Origin of the sequence: Streptomyces sp. SID12501, assembly GCF_010550245.1 — a bacterium.
Taxonomy (GTDB): Bacteria; Actinomycetota; Actinomycetes; order Streptomycetales; family Streptomycetaceae; genus Streptomyces.
On record NZ_JAAGLU010000007.1, the window covers coordinates 173,832 to 192,629 of the forward strand.

At 68.3% G+C, this 18,798-nt stretch carries 17 protein-coding genes and 1 pseudogene; 9 read left to right on the top strand and 9 right to left on the bottom strand.

All coding sequences use genetic code 11. The features are described from left to right. Positions 1-23: 23 nt before the first annotated feature. The 3 genes from G3I71_RS10260 to hemL form a co-directional block, all read right to left on the bottom strand. Positions 24-1,373: a hypothetical protein gene (locus G3I71_RS10260; protein ID WP_164313652.1), complete on the bottom strand. Its 1,350-nt coding sequence runs from the start codon at positions 1,371-1,373 to the stop codon at positions 24-26. Between the two features lie 202 nt (positions 1,374-1,575). After that, a complete protein-coding gene (locus G3I71_RS10265; RefSeq protein ID WP_164313653.1) occupies positions 1,576-2,298 on the bottom strand; it encodes a histidine phosphatase family protein in 723 nt (240 codons plus the stop codon). After that, positions 2,295-3,617, bottom strand: coding sequence for a glutamate-1-semialdehyde 2,1-aminomutase (gene hemL, locus G3I71_RS10270; protein ID WP_164313764.1), 1,323 nt, complete (start codon positions 3,615-3,617; stop codon positions 2,295-2,297). The genes G3I71_RS10265 and hemL overlap by 4 nt, the downstream gene beginning before the upstream one ends. A gap of 637 nt (positions 3,618-4,254) precedes the next feature. On the opposite strand from hemL, the gene G3I71_RS52660 reads away from it, so the two are divergent. Beyond that, on the top strand, positions 4,255-4,692 hold the full coding sequence (locus tag G3I71_RS52660) for a hypothetical protein (protein WP_006381067.1): 438 nt from the start codon (positions 4,255-4,257) through the stop codon (positions 4,690-4,692). Between the two features lie 67 nt (positions 4,693-4,759). Here G3I71_RS52660 and G3I71_RS52665 read toward each other — a convergent pair. From G3I71_RS52665 to G3I71_RS10290, 3 genes and pseudogenes are all read right to left on the bottom strand, one after another. Continuing rightward, a pseudogene (locus G3I71_RS52665) lies at positions 4,760-5,012 on the bottom strand (site-specific integrase); the annotation flags it as partial. 11 nt (positions 5,013-5,023) lie between these two features. Next, positions 5,024-5,578, bottom strand: a complete 555-nt coding sequence (locus tag G3I71_RS10285; RefSeq protein ID WP_164313654.1) for a flavoprotein — start codon at positions 5,576-5,578, stop codon at positions 5,024-5,026. Further along, entirely contained in the window at positions 5,575-6,846 is a 1,272-nt protein-coding gene (locus G3I71_RS10290; RefSeq protein WP_203729827.1) for a helix-turn-helix domain-containing protein, read from the bottom strand. Before G3I71_RS10290 ends, G3I71_RS10285 begins: the two co-directional genes overlap by 4 nt. A gap of 175 nt (positions 6,847-7,021) precedes the next feature. Between G3I71_RS10290 and G3I71_RS10295 the strand changes: the two genes are divergently transcribed. From G3I71_RS10295 to G3I71_RS10325, 7 genes are all read left to right on the top strand, one after another. Beyond that, positions 7,022-7,459, top strand: a complete 438-nt coding sequence (locus G3I71_RS10295) for an ATP-binding protein (protein WP_164313655.1) — start codon at positions 7,022-7,024, stop codon at positions 7,457-7,459. A gap of 41 nt (positions 7,460-7,500) precedes the next feature. Further along, positions 7,501-8,784: a UDP-N-acetylglucosamine 1-carboxyvinyltransferase gene (locus G3I71_RS10300; RefSeq protein ID WP_164313766.1), complete on the top strand. Its 1,284-nt coding sequence runs from the start codon at positions 7,501-7,503 to the stop codon at positions 8,782-8,784. Continuing rightward, the gene (locus G3I71_RS10305; RefSeq protein WP_164313656.1) at positions 8,781-10,010 is read left to right on the top strand and encodes a metallophosphoesterase; all 1,230 of its coding nucleotides are present in this window, start codon (positions 8,781-8,783) and stop codon (positions 10,008-10,010) included. The genes G3I71_RS10300 and G3I71_RS10305 overlap by 4 nt, the downstream gene beginning before the upstream one ends. Continuing rightward, positions 10,007-10,546 (top strand): dCTP deaminase, encoded by a 540-nt coding sequence (gene dcd, locus G3I71_RS10310; RefSeq protein ID WP_164313657.1) that lies wholly within the window; start codon positions 10,007-10,009, stop codon positions 10,544-10,546. Before G3I71_RS10305 ends, dcd begins: the two co-directional genes overlap by 4 nt. Beyond that, entirely contained in the window at positions 10,543-11,079 is a 537-nt protein-coding gene (locus G3I71_RS10315; RefSeq protein ID WP_164313658.1) for a deoxycytidine triphosphate deaminase, read from the top strand. Before dcd ends, G3I71_RS10315 begins: the two co-directional genes overlap by 4 nt. Further along, a complete protein-coding gene (locus tag G3I71_RS10320; protein WP_343242902.1) occupies positions 11,076-12,173 on the top strand; it encodes a glycosyltransferase family 4 protein in 1,098 nt (365 codons plus the stop codon). Before G3I71_RS10315 ends, G3I71_RS10320 begins: the two co-directional genes overlap by 4 nt. A 92-nt stretch (positions 12,174-12,265) precedes the next feature. Next, complete coding sequence (locus tag G3I71_RS10325; RefSeq protein WP_164313659.1) at positions 12,266-13,318, top strand: serine hydrolase; 1,053 nt, start codon at positions 12,266-12,268, stop codon at positions 13,316-13,318. Between the two features lie 61 nt (positions 13,319-13,379). Here G3I71_RS10325 and G3I71_RS10330 read toward each other — a convergent pair whose 3' ends face one another. From G3I71_RS10330 to G3I71_RS10340, 3 genes are all read right to left on the bottom strand, one after another. Beyond that, positions 13,380-13,595 carry a KTSC domain-containing protein gene (locus G3I71_RS10330; RefSeq protein WP_164313660.1) on the bottom strand — a complete coding sequence of 72 codons (216 nt, stop codon included), beginning with the start codon at positions 13,593-13,595 and terminating at the stop codon, positions 13,380-13,382. An 81-nt stretch (positions 13,596-13,676) separates the two neighbouring features. Beyond that, positions 13,677-14,168 (bottom strand): nucleotidyltransferase domain-containing protein, encoded by a 492-nt coding sequence (locus G3I71_RS10335; protein ID WP_203729907.1) that lies wholly within the window; start codon positions 14,166-14,168, stop codon positions 13,677-13,679. A gap of 311 nt (positions 14,169-14,479) precedes the next feature. Beyond that, positions 14,480-17,038 carry a GH32 C-terminal domain-containing protein gene (locus tag G3I71_RS10340; protein ID WP_164313662.1) on the bottom strand — a complete coding sequence of 853 codons (2,559 nt, stop codon included), beginning with the start codon at positions 17,036-17,038 and terminating at the stop codon, positions 14,480-14,482. A 542-nt stretch (positions 17,039-17,580) separates the two neighbouring features. Between G3I71_RS10340 and G3I71_RS10345 the strand changes: the two genes are divergently transcribed. Next, positions 17,581-18,588 (top strand): LacI family DNA-binding transcriptional regulator, encoded by a 1,008-nt coding sequence (locus tag G3I71_RS10345; RefSeq protein ID WP_164313663.1) that lies wholly within the window; start codon positions 17,581-17,583, stop codon positions 18,586-18,588. Positions 18,589-18,798: the final 210 nt, after the last annotated feature.

Below are 18,798 nucleotides of genomic sequence, written 5' to 3' on the forward strand. Positions count from 1 at the left end.
GCCAATCTGAGCGAACCCGCATTTCAGGCAGCCTTTCCGGCCCCTTCGGCACCCGCGGTCGCGGTGCTCTGCGGGTCGGCCAGGAATCCCTTCCAGCCACCCGCCGGCTGCTGCCCGACGTCGAGGGTCCGCAGCTTCTCCAGCACCTCGGGCTTCTGTACGTCCAGCCAGTCGACGAACTGCCGGAAGGAGACGAGGCGGACGTCCTCGCCCTTCTCCTTCTCCCGCGCGATGTGCTTGAGGGCGGCCTCGACGGCGTCCATGTAGATGCCGCCGTTCCAGTGCTCGAAGTGGTTGCCGACGAAGAAGGGGGCCCGGTTCGTCTCGTACGCCCGCCGGAAACCGGCGATGTAGGAGCCGGTGGCCTGCTCGCGCCAGGCCGGGTAGTTGTACGCGGGGGCGTTGGTCGAGTTGATCGACTGGTTGGCGAGGATGTTGTAGTCCATCGACAGGACCTCGAACTGGTGGCCGGGGAAAGGTATCGCCTGGAGGGGCAGGTCCCAGACGCCACCGGTCTTCGTGGGCCACACCTGCCGGCCGCCGGGCGAGGAGGCGTCGTAGCGCCAGCCGAGGGCGCGGGCGGTGGGCAGCAGGTTGTTCTGGCCGAGGAGACAGGGCGTACGGCCGCCGATGAGCTCCTTGTCGTAGTCGAAGGGGAGCGCGGGCAGGTCGGTCCACCCGGTGTTGGTGCGCCACTCCTTCACGAAGCCCTTGGCCTGCGCTATCTCGCTGCGCCACTGCTGGGGCGTCCAGTTGGCGACCGTGCCGTGGCCGGAGCAGAAGTGACCGTTGAAGTGGGTGCCTATCTCGTGCCCGTCGAGCCAGGCCTGCCGGACGTTGGTGAGGGTCGCCTTGACGTGGTCGTCGGTGAGGTAGCCGATGTCGGAGGCGCCGGGGGCGTTGTTCGGCGGGAGGTACTTGCGCTTCTGCGACTCGGGGAGGAGGTAGAGCCCGGAGAGGAAGAAGGTCATGTGGGCGCCGTGCGTCCTCGCGAGGTCCAGGAAGCGCGGGAAGAGTCCGTTGCCGACCTCCCCCGCGCCGTCCCAGGAGAAGATCACGAACTGCGGCGGGGTCTGCCCGGCCTCCAGGGGCACGGGCCTGCCGGGCTGGTGGGGCTGCTTTCCGGTGAACGAGGTGGAGCCGTCACCGATGGGCCTGGCGGCGGGGGCGGTGTGGCCGGGGCGGGACGGCTTGCCGGAAGGCCGGTCACCGGAGGAGCCTCCGGACCCGCTCGACCCTTCTCCCAGTACGGTTCCGCAGCCGGCGGCACCGAGAACGGCGGCGGCACCGAGGCCGAGGCCGATCGCACCCCGTCGGCTGAAGCCACCGAGGCCGACGCCGACGCTTTCAGCGTCACCGTTCTTGCCGTGCATGGGATCCCCATTCGTCGTACTCACAGCTGGTTCACACAGTGAGAGGGAACGACGAACGGGGAGGTTCCCGTCGTTGTCACGCGCTTCGGAACAATTGCAACAGCTGTGTCACCGAGCTCTCGGGGTGACGACGGTGACGACGGTGTCCGAAGTGTTGCCTGGTCAGGGACGGGCAAGGCTGATCGGGGCCGGCCAGGTCTGCTCAGGCCCCGAAGGCCTTGTCCTTCCCCTTCACCGGCTTGGCGCCGGCGAGGAGATGGGCCGGGACGAGGTCGCGGGCGGGCTCGGTGTAACCGACCGACACGATCTTGTCGCCGCGGTAGGTGAAGGTGGTGAGGGAGGCGAGCGTGCACTGCCGCTTGCGCGGGTCGTGCCAGAGCCGGCGCCGTTCCGCATAGCTGCGCACGATCCAGATCGGCAGCTGATGACTGACGAGCACGGCCTCGTGCCCACGGGCGGCGTCCTTGGCGGCGTCCAGCGCCCCCATCATCCGTACGACCTGATCGACGTACGGCTCCCCCCAGGACGGCTTGAACGGGTTGACCAGGTGCTTCCAGTTCTCCGGCCGCTTCAGGGCCCCGTCCCCGACGCCGAAGGTCTTGCCCTGGAAGACGTTCTCGGCCTCCAGGAGCCGCGCGTCGGAGGCGAGATCGAGCCCGTGCGCCTTGGCGATGGGCGTCGCCGTCTCCTGCGCCCGCTCGAGCGGGGAGGCGCAGACATACGTCACGTCACGCGGGGCGAGGTGCTCGGCGACCCGGTCGGCCATCCGCCGGCCCAGCTCGGAGAGGTGGTAGCCCTCCAGCCGCCCGTACAACACCCCTTCGGGGTTGGCGACTTCGCCGTGCCGCATGAGGTGTACGACGGTGATGTCGCTGTTCGTCCCACTGTTGAGGTCGTTGCTGACGTCGTTGCTGATCTCGCTCATGCTGCCGTGGCCTCCGCCGCCGCACGGGCCGCCGCCGGAAGGGCGTCGGCGATTTTCTGGATGGCCCGCTCGTCGTGCGCCGTGGAGACGAACCAGGACTCGAAGGACGAGGGCGGGAGATAGACCCCGTTCGCCAGCATCGACTGGAAGAACGCGGTGAAGCGGAACGACTCCTGCGTCTTCGCGTCCTCGTAGTCACGGACCGGCCGGTCCGTGAAGAACACGGAGAACATGTTGGAGGCGTTCTGCACGGTGTGCGCGACGCCCTCCTTGCCCAGCGCCTCGCCGACGAGCCCCTGGAGCTGCGCGGAGACCGCGTCTACGGTGACGTACGCGGCCTCGTCGAGCAGCCGCAGCTGGGCGAGCCCGGCGGCGGTGGCGACGGGGTTACCGGAGAGGGTGCCGGCCTGGTAGACGGGCCCGGCGGGAGCGAGGTGGGCCATGACGTCGGCGCGCCCCCCGAAGGCGGCGGCGGGGAACCCACCGCCCATGACCTTCCCGAAGGTCATCAGGTCGGGCCGAACGCCGTCGATCCCGTACCAGCCACTCCGACTGGTACGGAACCCGGTCATGACCTCGTCGGACACGTAGAGCGCGCCGTTGGCCGCGCACGCGTCCTTGAGCCCCTGGTTGAAGCCGGGCAGCGGCGGTACGACGCCCATGTTGCCCGGGGACGCCTCGGTGATCAGGCAGGCGATCTCGCCGGGGTGCGCGGCGAAGGCGGCGTGCACGGCGCCGAGGTCGTTGTAGGGGAGCACGATCGTGTCGCCGGCCTGGGCACCGGTGACGCCGGGGGTGTCGGGCAGCGCGAACGTGGCGACGCCGGACCCGGCGGCGGCCAGGAGCGAGTCGACGTGACCGTGGTAACACCCGGCGAACTTGATCACCTTGGCGCGCCGGGTGAATCCGCGGGCCAGCCGGATCGCGGACATGGTCGCCTCGGTCCCGCTGGACACGAGCCGCACCTGTTCGAGGGGGTCGATACGGGCGACCATCTCCTCTGCGAGAGCGACCTCGCCCTCCCCCGGCGTACCGAAGGACGTGCCGCGCGAGACGGCGTCCTGGACGGCGGCGATGACCTCCGGGCGGGAGTGCCCGAGGATCATCGGGCCCCAGGAACAGACCAGGTCGACGTATTCGCGCCCGTCGGCGTCGGTGAGATACGGGCCACGCCCCGACACCATGAACCGGGGTGTGCCTCCCACGGCGCGGAAGGCACGCACCGGCGAGTTGACGCCGCCGGGTGTGACGGCCGTCGCACGGTCGAAGAGGCCCTGCGAGACGGGCGCTTCGTATGAATAGGGCAACCCACTCGCCATTCCGCTGGCTGCCCCGCTAGACGTTTCGCTCATGACCTGCGACTTCTCCGACTTCTCGGACTCCGGTTGCCAGTGACCCCCTCAGAGTAGGCGGCCCGACAGGGGGGCGTCGGCCCCGCCCGTCTGCGAAACTGGGAGCGGACACACACACGGACACAGAGACACGCAGCTCATCGGGCCGTACATATGGACGATGGGCAGACGATGGTGTTCAGAGGCTGCGAAGATCCTGCGGACAGGTGTTTCAACGCACGTTTCGGCGGGCGGACGTGGGGGAGGTCACTGACACGATGATCGGGTTGCGCGACGGGGCTCGCGCGTCCTAGAACAGCAGTCGGGTGGAGATATGCATCGCGGTGGCGGACTGGGCGAGGGGACTGACGACCTGGGTCCTCGACGTGCCCGGCGGGGAAGGCACCGACGCGACGTGGAGGAAGCGGCGGCAGAAGCGGCACGGCAGGCACAGGCCCAGGGAATGGGGCCTGGCCAGGGGACGGGTGCGGGACAGGGCACGGTTCCTGGCCAGAGCACGGTTCCCGGGCTGGGCATGGGATCGAACGGTGTGCCCGAGAGCCTCGACCGGCGGGTCGAGCGACTCCGGGCGGCGAGCGGGAACGGCGGTCGGAATGGTGGTCGGGTGGGGGTGACGTACAAATACTTCGGCGCTCCGGACGGCGCCACGGCAGCCCGCGTCCCGATCTCGATGCGCCCCGAGGAACTCGGCGGCGACGAACTCGGCATGAACGGCATGTTCACCAAGATCAAGCCCGAGACGATGGCCGCGATGGTCCTCACGGGCATCGAGGGCGTCCCCCTCAACAAGGTGCCCCCGCTGGAACTCGTCGTCCTGCACCCCGACTACGCGGTCGTGAAACTCCCGATGACCGTCGTCGACCCGCTACGGGGCATAGGCGAGGAGGCGGTGGGCGCGGCGGCGTTCATCTGGTCCACGGTGCCGGACCGCGGGGGGCCGCGAGACGCGTACAACGTGTATCAACTGCTGCACGAGTGGCAGGACTTCAGTCATCGGCTGCATGAGGCGGGGCATCAGCCGTACTGCCTTGTCTGGCCCTGAGTCGGGGTTTTGGTGGTGGCGGGCGGGGTCTTCGGACCTCGCCTTCTTCATGTCCCCGGAGGGGCCGTCAGGCGGCCAGGGCACATTGAGGGCACATGGGTTTCGGCGGGGCACTGATGTGCCCTGGGCTGCAGGCGGGTCGCCGTCGTCTTCCGCCTCGGCTCCCGTTCCCGTTTCCGTTTCCGTGAAGGCGTCGTCGATCGCCTTGCGGGTGCGGGTCTCGCTGGACGGCAGCAAGTGCGTGTACGTGCGCAGCTGAAGCCGGGGTCCGAGTGGCCCAGGAACTCGGAGAGCGCCTTGATGCTGTCCCCCGAAGGGACAGCGGCGCTGATTACGCCCGCGCAGACAGCCGGGGAGCGAGAAGTTCCAGCGCCTCCTCCCAGGGGTAACGGTCGGCCCCGCCTCCGGCTTTCGGCTTGTGTGGCTCGTACGAGCCGATCAGAACGCCCATCCCGCGTAGCCGTTCCAGGCTCTGCTGGTACGCGGGGTGGGCAGCCTGAGCCGCGTTGACGTACGGCACGACGGCTGTGGGGATTTCCATGCCGTACGCCTCGCACAGGATGCCCAGGGCGAGGGTGTCGGAGATACCTGCGGCCCACTTGTTGACCGTGTTGAAGCTGGCCGGCGCGACCGCGATCGCGTCCGCGGGCGGGAGCGGCCGGAGCTCACCGGGTGTGCGCCAGGCGGAGCGGATCGGATAGCCGGTCTGTGTCTCGATCGCCTCGGCGTCGAGGAAGCCCAGGCCCTGCGGGGTGGCGACGACCCCGACCTCCCAGTGGCGCTCCTGGGCTGCGGTGATCAGCTTGCCGACGTCGCCGGCGATCCCGCAGGCGCAGACGACGACGTACAGGAAGGGCTTCTTCTCCGGGGCGTTCGGCTCGGTCACGCGGGGGCTCCCAGTTGGCGACTGAAGTGGTGCAGTTCCGGAAGGGTACGGCGCCGGTCGCGGGCAGCCATGTCGGCGACCAGGTCGCGCACGGCGGGGCGGCGGACGTCCTGAGCAGCGCAGGTCTCGGCGATGCGCACGGCCTGGTAGCCATCGGAGAGACGGCCCTGCTGGCTGTAGGCACGGGCGGCCTCCACCCACAGAGCGGCACGACGCTCGGGGACAGGGATGTGCCGGCGCATGAGCGGGCGGGCTGCTTGGAGAGCAAGCCCGGAGTCGCCGAAGGCCACCAGAGCGCTCAGCTCGTGGAGAGCGACGTTGGTGGGGCTGAAGTTGGCCCAGGCATCGGCACTGTCGAGGGACACGTACCGTGCCACCTCTTTGGCCTCGGCGAGGAACTCCTCGGTGGCCGTGCGGTCGCCACCGCCGCTGGCCGCGGTCACCCCACGCAGCAGCAACAGCCCTACGGCCGCCAGATACTTCGGGGAACGGCGATCGTAGGAGCCGGTGAGCTGGTCGGCCGTGTGCCGGACGAGGGTGACGGCCTGGGTGGTGTGCTTCTCGCGGGCCAGGACATGGGCCTGCACCCGGACACTGGAGGCGAGGACAACCGGATCACCGGAGCGTTCGGCCTCGGCCATCGCTCGGCCGACCGCGAGCCAAGCGTTGCCCTGGTCGTGCTGTTTCAGCAGGAGGCTGGTCGAGGTCTGGTAGGTAGTGGCCAGCAGCGCGGACAGTACGTCGCTGTCCACCACACCGCTGGAGGCCAGCCTGAGGTCGGCGATCAGGTCCGGCAGAGCGCGTTCCAGTTCCACGTAGTCGCACGTGTAGAAGAGCCTGCGGGCCGCGCCGACCCGCTCGCGCAGAACCGTTGTATCCACGGGGGCACCGGTGTTCGCCGGGCCGAGGCCAGGCAGAAGGGCTTGGACCAGGTCGTCGTGGGCGGCGGTTGGGGTGGCGGGGTTCGCGAGCGCTGCGATGCTCACGGCGAGGAAGGTACGGCGGTGCATCTCTTCGGCTTCGGGATCGGCGGTGGCGGCATCGCGAACGGCGGCGAGGCCCAACTGCTCGGGTGGAATCCTGAGTTCCTGCGCAACGGCACGCAGGACACGGATGTCCTCCGTGCCACGGCCGCCCTCCAGCCGGCTCACCTTGGACTGGTGGTAGCCGAGCGCGGCGGCGACATCCTTCTGCGAGCGTCGCCTTAACACCCGCGCCTGACGGATCGCTTCGCCGATCCGTCTCGCTTCGCTGTGCACCTCGGCCATCTGCCACGGCCCCTTCCGCCGTCGCCGATCCTGCCTGCTCAACCGAGCGTAGATCAGCGGTACTTCGTCGCGATGCAGCTCCTGCATAACCGATGCAGCGCCAGCACCTGGGCTAACCACCCACCGCGACGAGCTGATTGCGTGAAGTGGCCGCACCAACCTCGGGAGGCCGCTCATGGCAGCGCACCGGCTCACTCTGTCCGTACCCACCACACCCGCCGCGGTCACCGCCGTCCGGCACCAGGCGATGAACGCCATAACGGGCTGGGAGACGGAGCTGGACGACGCGCTGATGCCCACCGCCGAACTGGTGATCAGCGAACTGGTCACCAACGCAGTCCGGCACGCGGGCACCGGGCAGGTCTCCCTGTCGGTTCAGCTCGTCCAAGCCGGCCTGCGCATCGAGGTCGACGACTCGAACCCCGCACTCCCCCAGCTCTGTCTCCCGGACGAACACGCCGAGAACGGCCGCGGCCTGTTCCTGGTCGCCGTTCTGGCCGACCGGTACGGCGCCGATCCGACACCCACCGGCAAACGGTGCTGGGCCGAGATCGCCCTGCCCACCTGCCCGGGCCAGGAGATCGCTGTCTCCCTTCCTCTGCAAAGGAGTTGACTGTGACGACCACCACCTCCACCCCGGCACGGGCCGCCGAGGTGATCGCTGTACGCCCCGGACCCCCACTCGCCGGCACCGTGACCGTCGATGGTTCCAAGAATGCCGCCCTACCGCTGCTGGCCGCCGCGGCAGCCTCGGGTCGACCAGTCCGGCTGAGCAACATCCCTGCGAACACGGACGTCCAGATCATGCTGGCGCTGTTGCAGCAAGCGGGCTGGCATGTCGCGCAGCCCGTCGGGGAGCCGACCACGGCGATGATCCTGCCGACCGAGAACCGGTGCGTATCTCCCGAACTCGCGCAAGCCGCCCACATCCGTGCCTCGTACTACCTGGTGCCCGCGCTGCTCGCCCGGCACGGCGAGGCACGGCTGCCGTGGCCCGGCGGCTGCCGGATCGGTGCACGCGGGATGGAGTTGCACTTCAAGGTGTACGAGGCGTTCGGCGACCGGAGCGCAGTGGACGACTCCGGCTACCGCGTCGAGAGCGTCTCGCCGCGCACCGGCACCGTCTCCCTGGTGCTGCCGTTCCGCTCCCGCGGGGCAACCGTGGCCGCCGTACTGCGCGCCGTCACAACCGGTCGACCGTTACGGCTGGGAGGGCCCAACCTCTCCCCAGAGATCCTCTGGGTGCTCGACGCCCTGAGGACGGTGGGCTGGGAGACCCGGGCGAATGAGCACCTCCTCAGCCTCGTACCGCCGCCTCCGGGCCACGACGAAGCTGTCGTCTGGGAAGTGCCCGGCGACAAGATCGAGGCAGGCACGCTGGCGTGCGCCGTCGCGGCCACCGGGGGTACCGCACGCATCGAGGGGGTCCATGGCAGGGATGTAGGCCCGCTCGTCGCTGCGCTCCGGCGACTGGGCATCCCTGCCGACGCCGATTCCGGCGTCCTCTCTGTCCGTTCCCAGGACGCGCGACCGACGGGTCGCGCGCTGCGGGCCATCGCGTCCCTCAGCCCTGGTGGCCTGGACGCCGACTTCGAACCACCTCTGATGGCCCTCGCCCTCAACCTGCCGGGCACTCACCTGTTCGCCGACGCGATCAACCCCGGCCGTCACGGCAATCTGCTTCCCCAACTGACCCGCCTCGGCGCCGAGATCGAGGAGACCTCCCCCACCGAGTGCCGCCTGACCGGACCCCAACGGCTGACCGGAGCGGGCGTGGAGGCCACCGACATACGGACCGGCTCCGCCCTCATGGTCGCGGGCCTCACGGCCAGCGGTGTCACCACGCTCGGTGGCCTCGATCAGCTCCGGCGCGGCCACGCCGACCTGCCCGGCAAGCTGCGCGCCCTCGGCGCCGACATCTGCGAGGTCACCCCATGACCACCCAGCGCACCCTGCGCCAGATCGTGGCCACCACCGACGTCCACTCCGCCCTCGACAACGCCGTGCCCTTCCTGAGCCGTCTCCATGCCCTCCGCCCGACCTCGCTCATCGTCGACTGCGGCGACTTCTTCGAAGGTTCCGGCTACTACCGCCTCGCCCAAGGGGCCATCGAGCGCGAGATCCTGCTCCAGCTCTACGACGTCCTGGCTCCCGGCAACCACGGCTGGCCCTACCACTTCGAACCCGAGCTCCACCGGCTCACGGTCTGCGCCAACGCCGTCCAGGCCGATACAGGCGACGCGCTCTTCCGCCGCCTGTACACCACCCGCATCTCGGGGCGACGAGTCGGAATCACCGCGGTGATCGGGCAGCAGGCGTTCAACGCCATCCCTGTCAAGCATCGGGCCGATCACCGCGTGACCGACCCCGTCCAAGCCCTGCGCGAGGTGATGCTCGCCCACCACCACGAGGTCGACGACTGGATCCTGCTCAGCCACTCCGGCTTCGACGAGGACCACAAGCTGGCGGCCGTCTGCCCCTTCCTCGACGTGATCTTCGCCGGGCACTGCCACAGCGCCCGGTACGGCCCGGTCCGGGTCGGCGACGCTCTCATCGTCAAGGGGCGCGAACTCGCCGACGGGTATGCGATCGCCACTCCCGTCGGACCAGGCTGGGGTGCCGGCACCACTCGCTTCCCGGACCGGGCTCCGGCTCTCGTCCCTGCCGAACTGGAGCCGTTGGAAACGAAGATCGGCGAACTCGGGCAGCAGCTGACCGCCGTCCTCGGCCCCGTGACCAAGGCGTATCGGCACCGGACTCCCGATCGCCACGACCTGCTCGTCGACCTCGCAGCACGCCTGCGCACAGGACTCGGCGTCGACGCGGTCATCCTCAACGAGACCGTGCTCCGTCCCGTCCCACTCGGCGACATCCTCACCCTGGGCGATCTGCTCGCCATCGAGCCCTTCGACAACCAGCTCGTCCACGCCCATGTCCCAGAAGACTTCCGTCAGGACCTCCATGGCCTACTGACCTATCTCGCCGAACAGGCCGGCCCCCTCGTCACCTCGCCAGATTTCCTGCCGGACGGCATCACCACTGTGCTGACCACCGACTACCTCGCCGACACCTACCTCGCAGGCCGGACCCACGCCGCGGGGCTGCTCCTCGGCCAGGCCGTCAAGCACGTCCTCACAACGCCCGCCCAAGGAGGCACGCGATGATCCTCACCGGTCCCGAGATCACCGCAGCCGCCCAGGACGGCCGCCTGCGGATCACACCCTTCGCCCCTGACCAGGTCAACCCCAACAGCTACAACGTCCGCCTCGGCCCGACCTTGGTCACCTATACCGCCGGCGTCCTGGACACCCACCAGCCGAACCCCACCACCGAGCTCACCATCGGCCCGGACGGATACGTGCTCCAACCCGGCGAGCTCTACCTCGGCCACACCGTCGAAGAGGTCGGCTCCGACTCCTTCGTACCGCTGCTGTTCGGTCGCTCGTCCGTCGGACGGCTCGGTCTGTTCGTCGAGATCACCGCCCCTATCGGCGACATCGGCTTCCACGGCCAGTGGACCTTAATGCTCACGCCGATCCGCCCTCTGCGCGTCTACGCGGGCATGCTGATCGGGCAGATCATGTTCTTCGCCTCCGTCGGCCCCGTCGCCCTGTACCGCGGCAAGTACCAGGCCGCAGCCGGACCACAGCCCTCCGGCTACTGGCGGGACGTCACAAAACTTCGGGCGGTGGCCTCGTGATCCTCACCGGCCCCGCCATCGCCTCGGCCCGAGCCGCAGGAGAGATCACCATCGAGCCGTACGACCCGGACTGCCTCTCCCCCAACGCCTACGACTGGCGGCTCGGAGACACCCTGCGCGTCTGCGACACCGACCTGGACGCCGCCGCCCCCACCCCGTACACCGAGACCGCCGTCCCCGGCTCCGGACTCGTCCTGCGTCCCGGCGTGCTCTACCTCGGCCACACCCACGAGAGGACCGGCTCGGAGACGTACGCCCAATTCCTCAACGGCAACCGCACCATGGGCGCGCTCGGCATCTGGGTCCACGTCTCCGCCCCACTCGGCCACCAAGGCCACGCGATCCACTGGACCCTGGAGATCCGCGCCGCCAGACCCGTCCGTGTCTATCCCCGGATGACGTTCGGCAAGCTCGTCTTCCTCCGGTGCCTCGGCGCACCGGCCAGCTACCAACTGCACGGTCTCAAATACACCGCGACCGCGGGCATCGACATCTCGCGCCTCTACGAAGAACTCGCCGGAGGTACCACGTGAGCCCTCTGATCGCGACCGCCCTCGACATGCCGTTCGGCAGCGCGGGCGGAAGTGTCGAGCTCTTACTCGACCTCTACACCGGCGAGAACCCGCTGATCCCAGCTCGTGCCTTCATGCTCGCCCCACAGACTCCTCCGCTTCGACTGCCTGCGGGGCTGGAACTGATGGCTGTGGCCGGCAAATGCCTCTCCGGACCGCCCTTCACGACGTACGTCAACGCGTTGCGCCGGGCCCTGGCACAACGCATCGACCCGTCCAGCGTCGATGTCCTCCACCTGCAGCACCTCGCCTTCGGCGGAACCCCGGCCCTGATCCGCGCACTGCCCGCCCACCCCCGCATCGCGCTCGTCCACGGCACCGACCTGCTGTTCGCCGAAGCCCACCGCGACCAACTCCGAGTCCTGCAGGAAACCGCACGCCTCGCCAACGCCATCGTCGTCCCGACCGGCGCCATGGCCGACCGACTGCTCCAGCTCGCCCCCACCACCGACCGCCGGAAGATCACGAAGATCCCCTGGGGCATCCCCGACCACCTGCTCACCACCCCACCACGGCGCCCCGCCCGCCGATCAACCGGACACCTCCGGCTGCTTTACGCAGGACGCCTCACCTCCGAGAAGGGCATTGAGACACTCCTGCGCGCCATGCCCGTAGCCCGGGCCCTCGAACTGAGCATCGCGGCACCCCGCCACCAGTTCCACGGGCTGACCCCGCTCCTCCGTCTCCTTAAGGTCCACGTCCGCTACCTCGGCTGGCTCAGCCGTCCACAACTGTGGAGAACCTTCGCCGATCACGACGCCCTCCTCATGCCCTCGACCACCCTCGAAGCCATGGGCCTGGTCGCACTCGAAGCCCAAGCGTGCGGACTGCCGGTCGTCTACCAACCCGTCCCGGGCCTGAGCGACACCCTCGCCACAACCGGCCTGGCCACCGACTTCACCAACCCGGCCGCACTCGCCCAGGACCTCAACCGGCTCCACAGCACCCCCGGCTTGCTGCCCGCACTCCAGGCCGCAGGCCGCACCAACGCCGCCCGCTACCCCCTCACCGCCACGGCAGCTGCCCTGAACAACCTCGGCAAACAGCTCGCCTGACGACCCACGCCGCAACGGGAACTGCACCCGGCTCATCACTACGCTGAGCATCGGGACACCCTACGGCACGGCCCACGATCGATCGGGAGACCATGGCGCTCGACCTCGACACCGACCGCATCCAGCAACTCCTCCACGACGGCGTCCGCGACAAGGTCTACCCCGGCGCCGTCTGGGCCATCGGCAACAGCCAGGGCATCCAGGCCAGCGGCTCCGCTGGCGTCCTGGATCCCGAGCGCCCCGGCGAGCCAATGCGACGCGACACCGTCTTCGACGTCGCCAGCCTGACCAAGATCCTCGCTGTGTGGTCGACCATCGGCTGCCTCGTCGAGGACGGCAAGCTACAACTCGACACGCAGCTCGGGGACTTCTGGTCCGAAGTACACGGCCATCCGCTGGCCGAGGTGACTGCACGGCACCTACTGACGCACACCGCCGGCGCCCCCCTCCGAGCCAACCTCCGGAACCTCTACGGCACCGATCGCCAGGATGTCCGCGACGGCGTCCTCCGCGAAGCCCTGCACCGGCCGCCCGGCGAGGCCGTGGAGTACACCGATCGCGCCGCGCTCATCCTCGGCTACCTCGCCGAACACCTCTCCGGTCAGAGTCTCGGCGCGCTGGCAGACAGCCGCGTGTGGCAACCCCTGGGCATGACACAGACCCGCTTCGGGCCACTACCCGACGGTGCAGCGGCCAGGTGCGCGCCAACCGAGCTCGACGACGGCACGGGAACCCATCTCAAGGGATCCGCACACGACTTCTCCGCCCGCTTGCTCGGCGGGGTATGCGGCATCGCGGGCGCGTTCTCCGTACTCGAAGACCTCGCCACGTTCCTGCGCTACCTGCTCGCTCCAGCCCAGGTGAGCGAGTCACCCGGATTCGGCGCGGGGTGGATCAAGGAATCCCTGCAGATCCACACAGGCGAACTGAGCCCGCCCCGTGGCCTCTTCTGGCACCCGGCCCCAGGCACCGCACCCAAAACCGACGACATCTGGGTCCACTACGGCTTCACCGGCATGGGTGTGTGGATCTCCCCCGGAAAGAACCGATGGGCGACTCTGCTCACCAACAAGCTTTACTACACCCGTGACCGCGAGCCGCTCACCCTCGTCCGCAACACATTCCGCTCATTGGCATTCACCTGACCAAAGGCGCGCGGCCACTTGATACTTGGCCAAAGGCTACCTCTGCAAGAACTTCGTGGCGTCAGGCGATTCTCACAACCGGGTAGCCCACCTTCTTTACAAAGACATCAAGATATCTCCCCTTGCTGGCCGCATTCATCAGTCCGCTGAACACGGCCTCAGGTACGCCCGCGTACTGGTAGGTCGATCCATTTCTGAACTGCACTTCGAGCGTCCCCGAGTTCGACTCATAGCCGACGGACGCCAGGTTGGTGGAGGCGACGGGTATGCGCTGCACAGAATCTCTCCCAAGTTCGGTACGAGGCGAGGCGAGACCGGGGGCCTCAACGTGAGGAGGGTCTCCGCCTGCCGACGTGGATCAGAAGTGCGTTGCGATGCCGTAAAGGCGGCGGAGTTGTGCCATGTCCTGACGATCGCGTTCCGAGGGCTCGTAGCCCTGGTGGAAGTAGACCTGCTGTTCGGCGGACAAGCACGCGACTGACGTCCCATGGATGGTGCCCGTCACGAAGCACGAGGACGGGTAGGCGAATGGACGCTCGGGTTCGGGTGACGCCTGCACTGCTGAGCCGTCGTCGGCGAAGACCAGCGGGTGAAGGTCAATCTCTCGTCCGTCCGGTGTCGTCACGACGAATCGGATGGGCCTCCAGTTCAGGGTCTCCACGAAACCGACCTCATGGAGGGCCGCCACCACAACGTCTTCCTGGTCCTGCCGGTGCATCAAGTCCAGGTCCCGATGGTTTCGCGTCTGCTCGCCGACCAGAGCGTCGATCCCCCATCCTCCACCGATCCAGACGTCCGCATTCGCCTGTCGTAGCAGGGCCAGGACGAACAACACGTCTTCAGCTGTCATCACCTGACACAGGCTAGAAGCGTCCGCCCAGTGCCGCGAACGTTTTCCTGTCAGCCTTCCGCTGGCTGGTGGTGGCAGGGGCGAGCTCGGCGTGCGCAGCAAGAACACATCTTCGAAGGTGACCGCACCCACAGTCACCAGACCGATCGCCCGCCCAACCAAGAATCAAATCCGCCAACTAACGATCAAAGTCACAGCAGGGGCACCGACCCGCGGGGAATGCTTCCACGCCGCCTTCTTGGCGCCTGCTTCGCCGAATGCCGTGCGCCGGAAGCCGGTACTGGCCGACCGGCGCACTGACCTGCGGCTCGTCACCGCCAGATGGACTTCAGCTGCCACGCCCGCATCTGGTCGAGGGTGGCGGTGCCGCCTTCGGCGAAGACCTCGACGCCGGTGCTGGAGGGGTCGGGGAAGATCTGGTCGGTGATCACGGCCTCGCCGTTGCCGCCGAAGACCTCGACGGAGGACCAGTCGACGAGGATACGCAGCTTGACCATGCCGTTCTTGGCCTTGAGGGGTGCGGTCTGGACGCCGGGGAAGGTGCTGTTGAAGTCCCCGGTGCCGGAGCGGGTGCGGTCGACGTACAGCTCCTGGGTCGTGGTGTCGTAGCCGATGACGGTCTCCTCGCCGCCCGCGCCGGTGCGCACCTTCAGGCCGAAGCGTTCGGCGTCCTTGAGGGAGAAGGTCGCCTCGATGTCGAGCGCCTTGCCCTTGGCCGCGCGGCTGATCAGCGGCTTGGACGTGCTCTTGACGGTGACGCCTGACGCCGTCGCCGGGCGCTGCTGCCGGAGGGACTCCAGGCTGCCCACCGGCTTGCTGGTCAGCCGGACTTGGCCGTTGATCGTGCGCAGTGCCATTTCCCGGGGAACGCTCTGCGCGCTGCGCCAGGGGGAGGTGGGGATGGATTGGCCGTAGTCCCAGTTGTTCATCCAGCCGATCATGTAGCGCTTGCCGCCCGGGGCGTTCTCCCAGGACACCGCCGCGTAGTAGTCCTTGCCGTAGTCGGTCCAATCGGCGCGCTGTACGACGGACTTGGCGGGCTTATCGGCGGTGGTGAACTGGTCGGCCATGACGTGGCCCCAGCCGGCGGAGTTCATATCGACGACCTGGATCTGCGCCTTCTTGCCGGCGTACGGGCGCATGTCGAAGGACGCCCAGTCCAGGCTCTCGCTGTCGGCGCCGGTGGCGCTGCGGACGACCTCGCCGTCGACGAGCAGGTTGACGGACGTCTCCTGGGAGACCGGCTGCGCCTGGGTGTCGGACAGCATGATGTGGTCGACGTTGAGGTGGCCCCAGCCGCCGGTGTTGTTGTCGACGATCTTGATCTGCGCCTTCTTGCCGGTGAGGTCGCCGACGTCCCAGGAGGCCCAGTTGAGTGCCTCGGCGTCCTTTCCGGTGGCGCTGCGGACGACCTGGCCGTCCACGAGGAGCTCGACGGCGGTGGGGTTGTCGGAGTCGGCCGGGTGGTTGCCGCCGCCGATGAGGAAGTTGATGTGCTTCTTGTCGATGGTGAACTCGGGAGAGGTGAGTGTGCCGGTGGTGGAGTCGCCGTTCAGGAAGGTGTTGACCAGCCCGTCTCCCAGGAAGCCGGAGACCTGTCCCTGGTCGGGGAGGGTGCCGGTGGCCGGTGCCGAGCCGAAGGCGTCCCCGGTTGCCGTCCAGTCGCCGTAGGTGCCGCCTTCGAAGTCGGCGAGGACCGTGCCTTCGGGCGGAGTCCTGTCCATGACGGTTCCGGCCTCGTGCGGATGCCGCCCGCCACCGACCTTGAAGTTCAGGTAGGGGCTGTCCACGGTGAATTCGGGTGAGGTGAGGGTGCCGGTGGCGCCGTCACCGCCGTGGAAGCTGTTGGCGAGGCCCTTGCCGTCGAAGCCGGTGACCGCCCCCTGCCAGTCCACCGCACCGGTTGCCGGTCCCTGACCGAACGCGGTGCCGGTGGTCGTCCAGGAACCGAAATTGGTGCCCTCGAAGTCCTGCACCACCGTGCCGGTGGGCGGTGTGTAGGTGCCCTTGTCGTCGGCGGTGAACTTCTTGCCGTCGAAGTCGCCGATGAAGTACTGCGAACCCGAACCGCCCGCGATACCACCGGGATTGATGTTGACGACCAGGACCCACTTGATGTTGTTCTTGTCCCCGTCGACCGCGAGGGGGAACAGGTCGGGGCACTCCCACACGCCGCCCGTCGCGCCGGCCGGCCCGAACTCGCTCTGCAGCTTCCAGTCCTTGAGGTTCTTGGACGAGTAGAACTGCACCTTGTGCTCGGCGGACAGCGACACCGTCATCAGCCAGCTCTTGGTCGGCGCGTACCACTGGACCTTGGGGTCGCGGAAGTTGTTGGAGCCGATGTCGATGACGGGATTGCCCTGGTACTTGGTCCAGGTGCGGCCCCGGTCGGTGCTGTAGGCGAGCGACTGGGCCTGCTTGCCGCCGTCCTTGTAGGCGCTGGTGTAGATCGCCACCATGGGCGGGTTCTTCTTCGTACCGAACCCGGTGGTGTTTTTCCAGTCGACGACCGCACTGCCGGAGAACACCATCTCCTCGTCGTCGTGCGACAGGGCGAGCGGCAACTCCTCCCAGTGCACGAGGTCCCGGCTCACCGCATGCCCCCAGGACATGTCGCCCCAGGAGTTGCCGTTCGGGTTGTACTGGTAGAAGAGGTGGTACTCGCCCTTGTAGTACACGAGCCCGTTGGGGTCGTTCATCCAGTTCTTCTCCGGCGTGAAGTGGAACTGGGGCCGGTAGGTCTCGGTGTACGTCGGGGTGTCGGCAGCGACGGCTGAAGGAGCCGGCGGCGCTGCGGACAGGGCGCATACGGTCGCCACCGCCGCCATCATCCGTATGCGGGCATGCCGGGATACGCGTGCAGAGCTCATGGTGTCTCCTAGTCCCGCGGCTCGTCGGCGCAGCACTGACTGCGGCCCCGGCGCGGACGGACCGAAAAGTGACATCCCAGCGGCGTCGACGTCCACGCAGCCGACTGGGGTGTCAGCGACGACGAATGTCATCGATGACAGCGAGTGCCCGATTATGAAGGGCAATCCGGCCAGTGCGTCAACGGTTCAGGCGCGATTGCTCCGGGACGGGTCTGCGGTCCGTCGGGCGTCGGCGGCGGACGGCAGCCGCGCCAATGAGCTCGGCCATGGCGGGTTGGACTCGGCAACCGCGCAGGTCAGAGCGGTGGCCTGGGTGGCAACCGGCAGGCTTCCGCGGCAGCGTGCGAGACCGAGATCGGCTGCGTTAACGAGTTGTTTCCGGGGTGTTGACCGGTGGGGCCTCTCGATGCTTCACTTCCGGAACCGGTCCCGAAACCGGTTCCGGGACTGCTTCCGGTACCGGTTATACGGGTCTCTGTACGATCGTCCCTTCGGTGCGGGAGGGAAGTCTTCCGCCTCTGCAGAAAGGGAGGGGAGGTGACATGGGAGTCACTATCGCCGACGTGGCCACGCGGGCCGGCGTCAGCAAGACGACGGTCTCGCGGGTGCTGAACGCCAAGGGCGAGATCAGCGAGGACACCGTCTCGAAGGTCCGCAAGGCGATCTCGGAGCTCGGCTATGTGCCGAGCGCCGGGGCCGTGGGGCTCGCACGCGGCACGACACAGATGATCGGCATGCTGGTCCCTGACCTGGCATGGGTCTGGGCCGGCATCGTGCAGGCGGTCGTCGAGACGCTGGAGGCCGAGGGCTTCGGGCTGCGGATGCTGACCGTTAACGGCGGTGAGGAGTCACTGCGCAGGCTGGGCCTGCAGGTCGCCGCCAAGTCGTTCGACGGGCTGCTGGTGATAGAGCCCGAGGGAGCCCTGGCGGCCATCACGGAACTGCACGAGGCCGGACTGCCGGTGGTGCTGATAGACGACCGCTTCCAGCGGCCAGGATTCCCCTATGTGGCCACCACCAACCGGGAGGGCGGTGAGCAGGCGGCGCGCCACCTGCTGGACCTCGGTCGCCGTCGCCCTCTGGTGGTGACCGGTCCTGATGAGTACGGCTGTACTCAGGAACGGTTGGGCGGCTTCGTCGACGTCTATGCGCAGGCCGGGATCGAGCTCGAACCGCGCAGCATCATCGGCGGTGACTTCTTGTTCGACACAGCCCGGAGCGCGGTCGCGGGGGCTCTCACGGACGGCGTGGAGTTCGACGCGGTCTTCGGGCACAACGACCCCTCGGCGGCCGGCGTGCTCGCGGCCTTGCACGAGGCCGGCCTCAAGATTCCGCGGGATGTCGCCGTGGTGGGGTTCGACGACGTCGAGGTGGCGTCGTACACCTATCCGGCCTTGACCACCATCCGCCAGCCGATGCGGGAGATGGGTGAGGCAGCGGCGCGTCTGCTGCTCGACCACGTGCGCAGATCGCCCGAGGCCGCCCCCTCGCGCATCATTCCCACCAGCCTCGTGATCCGTGGCTCGACGTTAGAGCCGAGCTCGAACTGACGCGACGTCATCACGATGCGTACGTGATGGCGCCTCGCAGCCGGGCGGTGCGTCGCCGGTGACGCACCGCCCCCCGTCTCCTTGAAACCTCGGCGACCCACTTCGGCCTCGCCTTCCTCGCAACCATGGCGGCTGCACACGCGTTCACGCGGCACCGCCCACATGCACCCTTCCGCTCGCGCGTTCCCGATCCGGGACACCGAACGGCGC

Bases quoted from the DNA above. Each gene is read 5' to 3' on its own strand.
- G3I71_RS10260 (WP_164313652.1), bottom strand. From the start codon at position 1,373: ATGCACGGCAAGAACGGTGACGCTGAAAGCGTCGGCGTCGGCCTCGGT.
- G3I71_RS10265 (WP_164313653.1), bottom strand. From the start codon at position 2,298: ATGAGCGAGATCAGCAACGACGTCAGCAACGACCTCAACAGTGGGACG.
- hemL (WP_164313764.1), bottom strand. From the start codon at position 3,617: ATGGCGAGTGGGTTGCCCTATTCATACGAAGCGCCCGTCTCGCAGGGC.
- G3I71_RS10290 (WP_203729827.1), bottom strand. From the start codon at position 6,846: ATGGCCGAGGTGCACAGCGAAGCGAGACGGATCGGCGAAGCGATCCGT.
- G3I71_RS10295 (WP_164313655.1), top strand. From the start codon at position 7,022: ATGGCAGCGCACCGGCTCACTCTGTCCGTACCCACCACACCCGCCGCG.
- G3I71_RS10305 (WP_164313656.1), top strand. From the start codon at position 8,781: ATGACCACCCAGCGCACCCTGCGCCAGATCGTGGCCACCACCGACGTC.
- dcd (WP_164313657.1), top strand. From the start codon at position 10,007: ATGATCCTCACCGGTCCCGAGATCACCGCAGCCGCCCAGGACGGCCGC.
- G3I71_RS10325 (WP_164313659.1), top strand. From the start codon at position 12,266: ATGGCGCTCGACCTCGACACCGACCGCATCCAGCAACTCCTCCACGAC.
- G3I71_RS10335 (WP_203729907.1), bottom strand. From the start codon at position 14,168: ATGACAGCTGAAGACGTGTTGTTCGTCCTGGCCCTGCTACGACAGGCG.
- G3I71_RS10340 (WP_164313662.1), bottom strand. From the start codon at position 17,038: ATGAGCTCTGCACGCGTATCCCGGCATGCCCGCATACGGATGATGGCG.
- G3I71_RS10345 (WP_164313663.1), top strand. From the start codon at position 17,581: ATGGGAGTCACTATCGCCGACGTGGCCACGCGGGCCGGCGTCAGCAAG.